An 11,543-nucleotide genomic window follows, 5' to 3' on the forward strand; every position below is an offset into this window, starting at 1 on the left:
TTTTTTTTAAAGGTTCTGAGATTCTAAGTTGCTAAGGGACTAAGGTTTTAAGTTCAAAGAGGCAGAGATTCAAAGGAACAAAGGTCTTTTCCTTCTTTGTCAAAGCTTAAAACTCTGACAAAGATTCTGAAAATAAAATTCCAAGAAACAGAGAATACTCCTAAATAAATTGCCTCCAGCTTTAGCTGGAGGCAATTGAAAAAACCTTTGAACTTTTCAAAAAAAAATCCGCTCATTTCTGAACGGATTCTATATTTATAACACTCAACTTTGCCAAAGTTTAAAATTTTTACAAAGTAATTCTTAAAAAAACTTCGAGTCTTAGTGTCTTCGCAGTAAAACTCTTATTTACTTAATTCTACAAAATATTTGTAAAACAACGGAATCGTCTCAATTCCTTTCAAGTAATTAAAGATCCCGAAATGCTCATTTGGCGAGTGAATTGCGTCGCTGTCTAAACCAAATCCCATCAAAATCGTTTTGCTTTTTAATTCTTTTTCAAACAAAGCCACAATCGGAATACTTCCTCCTGAACGAACTGGAATTGCAGGAACTCCAAACGTTTCTGTGTACGCTTTATTTGCTGCTTGATATCCAATGCTGTCAATTGGCGTTACATAACCTTGACCACCGTGATGCGGAGACACTTTTACTGTAACTCCAGCTGGTGCAATGCTTGTAAAATGTTTCGTAAAAAGTTCTGTAATCTCTTCCCAATCCTGATTTGGAACCAAACGCATTGAGATTTTAGCAAAAGCTTTACTCGCAATAACCGTTTTAGCACCTTCGCCAGTATAACCGCCCCAGATTCCGTTTACGTCTAATGTTGGACGGATTGAGTTGCGCTCATTCGTTACATAACCTTTCTCGCCGTAAACATCATTTAAGTCTAAAGCTTTTTTATATTTTTCTAAACTAAAAGGCGCTTTTGCCATTTCAGCTCTTTCTTCTGCAGATAATTCCTGAACTTTATCGTAGAATCCTGGAATCGTAATATGATTGTCTTCGTCATGAAGTGAAGCGATCATTTTTGCCAAAACATTAATTGGGTTTGCTACCGCTCCACCGTATAAACCTGAATGCAAATCGCGGTTTGGACCTGTAACCTCAACCTCAACATAACTCAAACCTCTTAAACCAGTCGTGATCGATGGTTGTTGGTTTGAAATCATTCCCGTATCAGAAATTAAAATAACGTCGTTTTTCAGTTTTTCTTGATTGCGTTCTACGAACCAAGCTAAACTTGCCGAACCAACTTCTTCTTCACCTTCGATCATGAATTTTACATTACAAGGCAACGTATTGCTTTGCACCATTAATTCAAGCGCTTTTACGTGCATGTACATCTGACCTTTGTCATCACACGCTCCACGCGCGAAGATTGCACCTTCTGGGTGAATTTCTGTAGTTTTTATAACAGGTTCAAAAGGCGGCGAAGTCCATAATTCTAATGGATCTGGCGGCTGAACATCGTAGTGTCCGTAAACTAAAACCGTTGGAAGATTTGGATCTATAATTTTCTCTCCGTAGATAATTGGGTAACCCGGAGTGTCGCAAGTTTCGACAAAATCGCAACCTGCTTTTGATAAACTTTCTTTTACAGCCTCTGCTGTATCAATAACATCTTGTGAGTATGCGGTGTCAGCACTAACCGACGGAATCTTTAATAATTCGATCAATTCATTGATAAACCGATCTTTATGTTGTTGAACGTAGGACTTAATATTTTCCATTTAAATTATTTTTATAGAAATCCAAAAGTACAAAAAAGAGAATTAATAATTTTTTTGAAATTTTTCTTTGAATATTCGAAAGTATGCTTATCTTTGCACCCACAATTACGCGGATATGGTGAAATTGGTAGACATGCCAGACTTAGGATCTGGTGCCGCAAGGCGTGTAGGTTCGAGTCCTATTATCCGCACTAAAAAAGCTTCTGAAAATTTTCAGAAGCTTTTTTTTTGACTTCTCGTTTTTACTTTATTCCATTTTTTTTAAATATAGCCCGAGGTTTCAACCTCGGGAGACATAGATTGTAAATAATGAATGCGCCTCAATGATCAAAACCACTGGCTATGTTTTGAATATTTTTGTCATTTCGACGTAAGAAGAAATCTCCACGAGAAGCTCTACAAAGATTGGCTTTCCGTCACGGAGTTTCTTACGAAGATTTCTCCTTACGTCGAAATGACAAACTTTATGGCAATTCATTTTTACGAATAAAAAACACCAAACAAAACATTAACAATCAACAAATTAACACCAAAACCAATCCAACAAAAAGATTTCTTCCGTATCTTTGTCAATCTAAAAAAATCTGCCAATAAACTCTTCTCTTTGCCTATTGCAGAACAAATTCCCCAAATTTTGTTTCGGTTATTAAATTCGTTTTCAACAACCTAACAATAAACAAAATGGAACCACAACTACAAGAAATACGAGAACAACAGAAAGCATCTTGGAACAAATTTTCTCCAGGATGGAAAAAATGGGATCATGAAATTCTGGATTTTATGAGGCCTTTTGCCGATGAAATCATTCGTTCGATAAACCCAAAAGGATCAAACGTAATTCTAGATGTCGCGGCTGGAACCGGTGAACCGGGTTTGAGCATAGCTGCGATGCTTTCTGACGGAAAAGTCGTTATTACCGATCTCGCTGATGATATGCTTACCATTGCCCGCGAAAATGCTTTTAAAAAAGGAATTACAAATGTCGAATTTAAAGCTTGCGATGTAAGCGAACTTCCCTTTTACGACAATACCTTCGATGCGATAAGCTGCCGAATGGGTTTTATGTTTTTTCCTGATATGCTTTTGGCGGCCAAAGAAATGTATCGAGTTCTGAAACCCGGAGGCAAAATCGCAACCGCAGTCTGGAGCGGGCCAGAGAAAAATTTCTGGATCACTGCTGTTGGCGGAACAATCAACAGAAACATGCAGCTCACACCTCCTTCGCCCGAAGCTCCGGGAATGTTTCGCTGTTCGAAAAGCGGTTTAATTGCTGACATTTTTCAACAAGCCGGATTTAAAAACACTTCCGAAAAAGAACTGACTGGCAAATTAGTTTGCGGCACAGCAGAAGTCTATTGGAATCTGATCACAGAAATTGCCGCGCCTTTTGTAGCCGCACTCAGCAATGCTGATGATGAAATGAGAGAAAAAATCAAACAAGAAGTATTTACTTTAGTAAATGAAAAATTCCCTGACGGAAATGTCATTATCGACGGTAATGCACTTGTGATTGCCGCTGAGAAATGATTTTGAACTTATAAATAATCCTAAAATCCGTTTAATTTTGTCATTTCGACGTAAGGAGAAATCGCACTAGAAACTCCGCAAAGTAAAGCGCCAATCTTTGTCGATATGCGAGTGTGATTTCTCCTTACGTCGAAATGACAATACTTTGTGATAACCTTCTGTTTTAAATCATTTACTCCGCATCCAAATAAGGATCTAAAATTTCCGCCAGTCTATTCAACCAATAAAAATTATCATCGATATTAGACAACTCAGATTCTAATGTTTCGCATCCTCGCATGGAACATAACGAAAGTGCATAATTTACTTGTCGTATTGATTTTGCCATATCTTTTGGATCGATAATATCAATAAAAAAATCTTTTAATCTGACTTCAACTTCTTTTGAAAGGTTTTCTGTAATCATTATCTTATATTTTCATCAAATATAATAATTTTGGACACAAATTTGTGTCTTATTAAAAAATAATTGTTATGACTTTTGAAATATGGATATTTCAGAAGAAACTTTTATTACAAATCTTGGCATTCACATTAGACAACTTCGTGAAAAAAAAGGCTTATCTCAACAGGATTTAGGTGATGATTGCGATATCTCAAAAAATCAGGTCGGAAGAATAGAAAGAGCTGAAATAAATACAAGTATAAAAACTCTTGTAAAAATCGCCAATGCTTTAGATGTTGAGCCTAAAGAATTGTTTGATTTTCCTTTGAAATGATTTTATCAAAATCCATATTGACAAAGTTCAAAGATCTAGATTTAATACAGAAATTTGCTATTACAATTCCTATTCTATTCATTCTTAGCTGTACCACGAAACATTATCTGGAGAATTTTAGAGGTACTTTAATATATGCTTACGGCGCTACTTTTACCTTATTTTTAAATTTACTTCTTGTAGTTTTTTCTTTTGTCAATTCCATTATAATCATTAAAGATTTAAGATTAAAATTTGTTCCAAAATCCTTATGGTTTTTATTAAGCGCATCGGTTTTTCTTTATCTGTTTATTGCAATGACAATTGCTATGTTTATTCTATAAAGTTTTTTTCAACTAAAGCCTTTCCTTTTCAAACATAAAAAAACCTCGAGCTAAAGCAGGAGGTAATTCATATAGTTTATTTGTTTTTAGGTCTAGTTTGTCATTTCGACGTAAGGAGAAATCACACTAGAAACTCCGCAAAGTAAAGCGCCAATCTTTGTCGATATGCGAGTGTGATTTCTCCTTACGTCGAAATGACAAAACTTTGTGGTTACAATACCAAAAAAAACCTTTGTCAAAGTTTAAAACTTTGGCAAAGGTTCCTCTAGTATTTGGAATTTGGGATTTAAAAAGATTGGAATTTATTTACCCCAATAATTCCAAAACCTTATCAACATTAATCTCACTATAATCATTAATATAAAAACTACATGGCGGAAGCTGTTCTTTTGTATGCGTACTCAAAACGCCAACCACTTTCATTCCTGCATTTAAGCCCGCTGTAATACCCGAAAAAGAATCTTCGAAAACCACACAATCAGAAGGAGAAACGCCAACACGCTCTGCCGATTTTAGATATACTTCGGGATTTGGCTTATGATGTGTAACATCTTCGCTCGACATCATCGAATCCATTTTGTCTGAGATTTTTAAAGCATTTGCAATCAAATCCAGATTCGCACGCGGCGCCGATGTTGCCACAGCTGTTTTAAATCCGCGAGCTTTTAATTCGCTTAAAAAATCCAAATAATGCGGAATGGTATCGACTTTGTCTTTATAAATTTCACGGAACATTCCTTCTTTTTCGTCTTCAAGTTTTATCAATTCTTCTCCCGCAATCGGACGCTTGAAGAAATGCGACATGATATAACTATTGTGTTTTCCGTACATATGTTCTTCAAATTCTTCATTGGTATAAGGAACATTATATTTATCGAAAAACGCCTCAAAAGCCTTCACATGATACGGATTCGTGTGCGAAATCACGCCATCCATATCAAAAATTACACATTGCTGTTTCATTTTATTTTTTTGTTTTTTAACGATTGCAAGGTACTGATAACTGTTGTTTACCACAACAAATAAACATACTGTTTCTCATTTCGACGAAGGAGAAATCGTACTCCGGAATCTACAAAGATTGGTGACATTCTGTGCGGAGTTACTTGCGGAGATTTCTCCTTCGTCGAAATGACATAAAATGCAGAAAAACTTTGAACTTGAAACCTGAAACAAAACTATCCTATCCAAATTTTACTTTTTACCAAAGTCATAGTCTGTCTCAAATGCTGATTACACGCAATTAGAATAATCAAAACTACCAAACCATAACCCACGATCGTATAAATCTCCATATCTGCCAATAAAGTGGCTTGTTTAGCAACCGTTCCAAAGACTTTTTTCAAAGCCAAAGTATTTGCATTATCTGCCGAATATCCTTTTGCCATAAAACTTTGTGCAGTTGCAGAAATGGTTTGCTGTGCTTCGGGGCTTTCGCCCGTTACAAACTGACTTAGTTTTAAAAAGTGTTTTTTGTTTAAGAAAACAACCGCATTCTGCATAACGCAAAAACCAATTGTACTTCCCCAAAAACGACCAGAAACACCAACAATACCCGAAGAAACCGCCATTTTTGCCGGAACCGATGAAGTGGTAAATAAGATGAGCGGAACAAATAAAAACCCAACGCCAATTCCTTGTAAAACATACGGAATAATAATATCAGACAAAGCTACATCGGGCACAAACAGAAACGTAAACCAAAAATGAAAAATGGCAATTAACGTAAAACCAATCATGAAAATAATTTTCGTAGAAACAGATTTCATCAAGAAAAAAGCAGCTAGAATTAAGCCGATTACATTTCCAAGTCCGTTTATGTATTGTACGCCCGCAACGCGCGACGGATCCCAATTCCAAATCGAAAACATTGCCGAATGACAAAGACTCAGCGTTGCTCTGCTAATGTAAAAAAGGAAAAACAACAAAAACCCGATTCGAAGATTAGCGTATTTAAAGACTTCAAAATCAAAAGTTGGTCTTTTTACCAAAAGTTCTTTAAAGATGAATAACCCTCCCGAAATTAAAGCAATCATCAAGGTTAAAACCATTTGAGAGGAATCAAACCAATATTTTTTCTCGGCATAAACAAAAAAGTAGGCACCGCAAAGAATAGCAGTTAAAACCAAAAAATAACTCATCCAGTCGATTTGATACAACGGAATTTTCTTTGTGATTCGGTGCCCACGAAAAGTAACTAAGATTAAAAAGACATTCAAAACTTGCAATCCGCCGGAAACATACAGCATGTATTTCCAGTCGTAATGATCCAGAAACCAAACCGCAATATTCATAATAAAAGGCGTTGACAATAAAAGCGAACCGTAGTAAAACGAAAACCCAATGATAATGGCATTTTTAGAATTAAACTGCTCGATCAATAATTGTCTGATTGTAATTACCGGAAGCGCCATTAAGATTCCCTCGGCGATTCTCAGCATTAAAAAGAGATAAAAATTGGTAATATACGCCGACGAAACAATCGTAATTCCGATTAAAGAATACACCGCCATCAGGTAATTTTTTGCAGGAAAAAAACTCGAAAACCTACTTTCTATCAAAATCGTTGCCAGCAAAGTTCCGTACGTAACGCACATTGCAAACTGCAAATCTTCTGGCTCAATGTCCAGAAAACTTGCTGCATACGTTACGTTTGAAGTATAAACTCCCAATAAAATCATGGAATGTAAAAGACAGACAAACAAAATAATAATGACTGCCCATTTTGGAACCCAAGATTTAAAAATACTTTTATCTTCCATTTTAGTGTGCTGCGATCACAGTGATATTCATTCCCGCTCTTAAAAAGTCAGCTTGTTTGTCGGTGTCTTTTAACTGAATTCTAACTGGAATTCTTTGCTCGATTTTTACAAAGTTTCCTGTTGCATTATCTGGAGGAAGCAATGAAAATCTTGCCCCGCTCGCTGGAGACAAAGAAGCAATTGTACCAATAAACGTTTTATCACTTACAGCATCGGCTTTTATTTCGACATCTTGTCCAACGGTTAAATACTGCAATTGCGTTTCTTTAAAATTGGCTGTAATCCATTTTTCTTTGCTTACTATCGAAAGTAGAGATTGCCCTTCTTTTACCAATTGTCCTGGCTGTAAAGTTCGTTTTCCAACCCAGCCGTCGTACGGTGCTGTAATTATGGTGTACGAAAGAAATAAAGCCGCATTATCGGCCACAGCTTGTTTTGAAGCAATATTAGTTTGTGTTGTCGGAACATTTGCTTCGGCAACAGATGTACTTAAAGTTGCAGAATGAATTCTGTTTTTCATTTCCTGAAAATGAGCCTGCGCCGATTCGTAATCTGCTTTTACTTTTTCTAATTGCTGCGAAGTTGCCGCTTCGTCTTTTACCAAAGCTTTATATCTTTCGTATTCTAATTTTGTTTTCCAAAGATTCGATTTTGCGCCATCTAACTGCGATTCGTTAATTGCTGTTGCACTTGCTGTTGTAACCGCATTTTTTTGCGCCACAACGCTGTTTTGCTGCGCATTTTGAACATCAGCAAGAGCCACATTCAATTTCGATTTGTATTCACGATTGTCAATCACAACCAAAGTATCGCCTTTATGCACAAACTGATTTTCGTTAAAACGAACTTCCTGTACATAACCTGTAATACGAGACATAATTGGCGTAACATATTGTTCGATCTGCGCGTCATTGGATTCTTCGTGGTTTCTGTTGAATACATAAAACCAAATTCCTAAAATAACCCCGCTCACCACAAGCGTACACGCAATAATTGTTATTAATATATGAAACGTTCTGTTTCTTCTAGTTTCATTTTTTATCTTAACCATAGCTTTTTCTATTCTCTATCTTCTATTTTCTAAATCTTGTCTCTTGCTTCTTTCTTCTAAAAACTCTTAACTATGAGGCATAATTCCCGCCGTATGAAGCAGCTCGTAATGTTTTAAAACCGCATCTAAATGAGTAGAAATTTTGTTGTATTTCGCCTGAAGTAAAGCATTATCAGCATCGACCATTTCGGTAATTAAAACCAATTGATTTAAATATTTCAGCTTTACAATTCGGTAATTTTCATTGGCTAAATCCAGAGCTTTATCAACCACCACAAATTTTTCGAGGATTTCCTGATACTGCGTATGCTCTTTATATAGTTTGTCTTGAATTTCTTCTTTTACAATTTCCGACTGCATTTCCTGCCATTTGATTTTCGTATTTGCCTGCTCCATTTTGGTTTTGTTTTTATACAAAGACGAAAGATCAAAAGTGGCTTCAATTCCAACTTGTCCCAAAGTATACAAATACGGATTTGGCGGAAAGAATTTATAGTTCGGATAATAAAAACCATAATTCCCAAAGAAATGAACGCTTGGCAGATAATTTCCTTTAACCAGTTTCAGTTCGGTTTTACTGATACTTAATTCCTGGCTCGCAATACGCATTTCTTCGTTTTGTAAAGCTTTAGTCATATAATAATCATACGGATCTAAACCGCTCATTTCGTCTAAACTTGATGTTGTATCAATTGCGATTTCTTCGTTTTCCGGAATCTGAATTAAAGTTTTCAGATCGTGAAGCGCAATTTTAATGTTTTTGGAGTTTGTAAGCGCATTCAACTCACGATCCGAAAGTTGTAATTCGGCACGAATAACTTCGTTTTTCGTAACCGTTCCATGTTTTTGAAGCGATTGTACTTCTTTCAATCGGCTTTTTTCTTCTTTGATGTTTTCTTCGAATATCTTCTGAAGTTCCATCATTTTATAAATCGCCAGATAGTTTGCCACGACTTCAAGTTCGATGTCATTTTCTGCTTTTTCCGTTTTTATTTTGGCGATTTCGTTTTCCTGATTCGCAATTTTTATGGCATTATTGATTTTATTACCCGCGTAAATTGGCATTTTAAAAGTTGAATTGACCTCATAAATTTCAGGAATTGCCTTTGTAACTTCTTTACCATTTAAGAATCCACTTCCCTTGAATTCGGTAATATTCGTAATTCTAGAATACATACCATTTAGTTGTACATCCGGCAATCGAAGTTCTTTTCTTTCTTTAATGTTTTGCTCTGAGAGCGTGACCTCCAATTGAGATCTAAGGATTTTTTTGTTGTTTTCTTTGGCCAGTTTCAAAGCTTCTTGCAATGAAACCGAATGCACTTCCTGCGCTTGTAAGCCATTGAATGTTAATACAATTAAGAATAACAGCAGGATTCTGGGAAAACAGTCGTCTGTAGAATTTGTTGTTTTAAGGAACATGAATAAATAAATATTTTATGCTGCAAAGTTCCTTCATTTTTCTGTTGACTGATAATTCTAAAAAGCCAAGAACGTATTCATTTCGGACAAATGTTAAAATCGAATTTTCCGAAAACGTTATATTAAAACATTGAAAAACAATTTATTACAAAACAGATTTGGATTGTGAAATTTCACGCAGATTTGGACAGATTTTAGCAGATGCGCGCAGATTCTTATTTTTCTCCCGCAGATTCTGCAGATTGAGCAGATTATTAAAGAGTTAAAAAAAATCTCCTAAATCTGCAGAATCTGCGGGAGAAAAAATTTTAGCGTGAAAAAATAAATTACTTTGTTCTTTCTAAAATCTCTTTACCGTTTAAGTAATCGGAAGGTCTTTGACCTAAAATCTTGAAAAAGGTGTTGCTGAAAGTCGGAACACTATTATAACCAACTTCTTGAGCTACCTCTTTTACCGAAAGTTTTCTTTCTAATAAAAGTTCGATCGCTTTTAAGATTCTACGAATGGTATAATATTGAATGAAAGACATTTTGAGATCTTTTTGAAACAAGCGATATAAAGAGCGTTCGCTGAAACCAAATTCATGAGCAACATCGGCAAAGAGAATCGTTTCACCCAGATTATTCTCGATATAACGAAGAATTTTACTAAGTCGTTTGTCTTTTGGCTGCGGTAATTCTAAAGGCAAATTATTAGTACATATTTGAGGCAGAATCGCTTTTATCGCCTTGGCAATGGCAAAGTTCGGAGTTCCTTTTTTAAGATCACCATTCCATCGATTGGTAAAAAGCATCATTTGCAATAGTAAATTATTGACAGGATAAATTCCTTCTATCTTATAAAAGTCATCTTCGTCTTTTTCGACCGGAAAGTATAAGTTTCGCATCGTAACACTTTCAGATTTTGGTTCTATGCTGTGCTCCACTCCACTCGGAATCCAAATAAAATGTCTTGCCGGTAAAAAATAGGTTTTGGTTTCAGTCGTTACAAAAACAACATCACCTTCAGCATACAGCAATTGTGCTTTGTTGTGTCTATGCGGAGGCACAAACAATTCACCCATCAAATCGTGGTGACAGTAAATGCTTTTTTTATCGGCATCTACTTTCTTGATGTAATATTTATCTAATTTCTGACCAGAATGTTCCATTGAAACTTAATACGGAGAGTTTTGTGATATTAAAGATAAGAAGAAAATTGGATTGTGTAGATTTAACCGCTAAGGACGCTAAGATCACAAGGATTTTATACTTAAAATTTTAGCCACAGATTAAAAGGATTAGAAGGATTTTAAAATCTGTGTTAATCTGTATAATCTGTGGCTAAAATAAATTTGCGCTCTTTGCGGTTAAGCCAAAAAAAAAGCCTTTCCGTTAAGAAAGGCTTTTAACAACTTAGGCGGTCTGGACGGGACTCGAACCCGCGACCCCATGCGTGACAGGCATGTATTCTAACCAACTGAACTACCAAACCCTGGGTTATTGCGAGTGCAAAAATACAACAGATCTTTGATTTTACAAGCTTTTTAGGGAATAAAATTTGAGAAATTTTTAATTGGCTTAATCCCAATATTTTAAAATTTCACTTTTAAAACAAAAAAGAAGAACTTTCTTTCTTTTTAACCGCAAGGCACGCAATGTAAAAACGCAAAGGTTCGCAAAGCTACATTTAAACTTTGCGAACCTTTGCGTAAATCTTAGCGCTCTTTGCTGTTAAAATAAAAAAAACAAAAGTGTCTTAAATCAAAAAAGCCATCCACAAAAGTGGAAAGCTTTTCATTGGTCTAACTACTAAACCAGCTACGAGTTACAAAGTCGTAGCAAAACAACACAACTAATCTTAGATACCGTTTTTGGGCAAAAAAGCCTTTCCGTTAAGAAAGGCTTTTCCCAATATTGCGGTCTGGACGGGACTCGAACCCGCGACCCCATGCGTGACAGGCATGTATTCTAACCAACTGAACTACCAAACCTCTGCGTTATTGCGGTTGCAAAGATAGTACAGA

General features: G+C 35.8%; 8 protein-coding genes, 3 tRNA genes and 1 pseudogene. 3 read left to right on the plus strand and 9 right to left on the minus strand.

From position 1 onward, the window contains the following. Positions 1-344: 344 nt before the first annotated feature. Complete coding sequence (locus ACHRVL_RS01485) at positions 345-1,733, minus strand: dipeptidase (RefSeq protein ID WP_089055944.1); 1,389 nt, start codon at positions 1,731-1,733, stop codon at positions 345-347. A gap of 109 nt (positions 1,734-1,842) precedes the next feature. On the opposite strand from ACHRVL_RS01485, the gene ACHRVL_RS01490 reads away from it, so the two are divergent. Next, a tRNA-Leu gene (locus ACHRVL_RS01490) sits at positions 1,843-1,924 on the plus strand. A 490-nt stretch (positions 1,925-2,414) separates the two neighbouring features. After that, positions 2,415-3,260 carry a class I SAM-dependent methyltransferase gene (locus ACHRVL_RS01495; RefSeq protein ID WP_395409798.1) on the plus strand — a complete coding sequence of 282 codons (846 nt, stop codon included), beginning with the start codon at positions 2,415-2,417 and terminating at the stop codon, positions 3,258-3,260. Between the two features lie 172 nt (positions 3,261-3,432). Here ACHRVL_RS01495 and ACHRVL_RS01500 read toward each other — a convergent pair whose 3' ends face one another. After that, positions 3,433-3,666, minus strand: a complete 234-nt coding sequence (locus tag ACHRVL_RS01500; protein ID WP_395409799.1) for a hypothetical protein — start codon at positions 3,664-3,666, stop codon at positions 3,433-3,435. 82 nt (positions 3,667-3,748) lie between these two features. Here ACHRVL_RS01500 and ACHRVL_RS01505 point away from each other — a divergent pair, with 82 nt between their 5' ends. Then, positions 3,749-3,979: a helix-turn-helix domain-containing protein gene (locus ACHRVL_RS01505; protein WP_395409801.1), complete on the plus strand. Its 231-nt coding sequence runs from the start codon at positions 3,749-3,751 to the stop codon at positions 3,977-3,979. 758 nt (positions 3,980-4,737) lie between these two features. Here ACHRVL_RS01505 and ACHRVL_RS01510 read toward each other — a convergent pair. The 7 genes and pseudogenes from ACHRVL_RS01510 to ACHRVL_RS01540 form a co-directional block, all read right to left on the minus strand. Next, a pseudogene (locus tag ACHRVL_RS01510) lies at positions 4,738-5,265 on the minus strand (HAD family hydrolase); the annotation flags it as partial. 215 nt (positions 5,266-5,480) lie between these two features. Then, entirely contained in the window at positions 5,481-7,064 is a 1,584-nt protein-coding gene (locus ACHRVL_RS01515; RefSeq protein ID WP_395409803.1) for an MFS transporter, read from the minus strand. Position 7,065: 1 nt separating this feature from the next. Further along, the gene (locus ACHRVL_RS01520) at positions 7,066-8,115 is read right to left on the minus strand and encodes an HlyD family secretion protein (RefSeq protein ID WP_395409804.1); all 1,050 of its coding nucleotides are present in this window, start codon (positions 8,113-8,115) and stop codon (positions 7,066-7,068) included. 66 nt (positions 8,116-8,181) lie between these two features. Then, the gene (locus ACHRVL_RS01525) at positions 8,182-9,537 is read right to left on the minus strand and encodes a TolC family protein (RefSeq protein WP_395409806.1); all 1,356 of its coding nucleotides are present in this window, start codon (positions 9,535-9,537) and stop codon (positions 8,182-8,184) included. 326 nt (positions 9,538-9,863) lie between these two features. Then, on the minus strand, positions 9,864-10,688 hold the full coding sequence (locus tag ACHRVL_RS01530) for a helix-turn-helix domain-containing protein (protein ID WP_395409808.1): 825 nt from the start codon (positions 10,686-10,688) through the stop codon (positions 9,864-9,866). Positions 10,689-10,937: 249 nt separating this feature from the next. Beyond that, positions 10,938-11,011: transfer RNA gene (locus ACHRVL_RS01535), tRNA-Asp, on the minus strand. A gap of 425 nt (positions 11,012-11,436) precedes the next feature. Further along, positions 11,437-11,510 (minus strand) — tRNA-Asp (locus ACHRVL_RS01540). Positions 11,511-11,543: the final 33 nt, after the last annotated feature.

The organism is Flavobacterium sp. FlaQc-28 (genome assembly GCF_044007415.1).
Classification (GTDB): Bacteria; Bacteroidota; Bacteroidia; order Flavobacteriales; family Flavobacteriaceae; genus Flavobacterium.

Coding starts and splice junctions, on each gene's coding strand:
- ACHRVL_RS01485 (WP_089055944.1), bottom strand. CDS start 1,733: ATGGAAAATATTAAGTCCTACGTTCAACAACATAAAGATCGGTTTATC.
- ACHRVL_RS01495 (WP_395409798.1), top strand. CDS start 2,415: ATGGAACCACAACTACAAGAAATACGAGAACAACAGAAAGCATCTTGG.
- ACHRVL_RS01500 (WP_395409799.1), bottom strand. CDS start 3,666: ATGATTACAGAAAACCTTTCAAAAGAAGTTGAAGTCAGATTAAAAGAT.
- ACHRVL_RS01505 (WP_395409801.1), top strand. CDS start 3,749: ATGGATATTTCAGAAGAAACTTTTATTACAAATCTTGGCATTCACATT.
- ACHRVL_RS01515 (WP_395409803.1), bottom strand. CDS start 7,064: ATGGAAGATAAAAGTATTTTTAAATCTTGGGTTCCAAAATGGGCAGTC.
- ACHRVL_RS01520 (WP_395409804.1), bottom strand. CDS start 8,115: ATGGTTAAGATAAAAAATGAAACTAGAAGAAACAGAACGTTTCATATA.
- ACHRVL_RS01525 (WP_395409806.1), bottom strand. CDS start 9,537: ATGTTCCTTAAAACAACAAATTCTACAGACGACTGTTTTCCCAGAATC.
- ACHRVL_RS01530 (WP_395409808.1), bottom strand. CDS start 10,688: ATGGAACATTCTGGTCAGAAATTAGATAAATATTACATCAAGAAAGTA.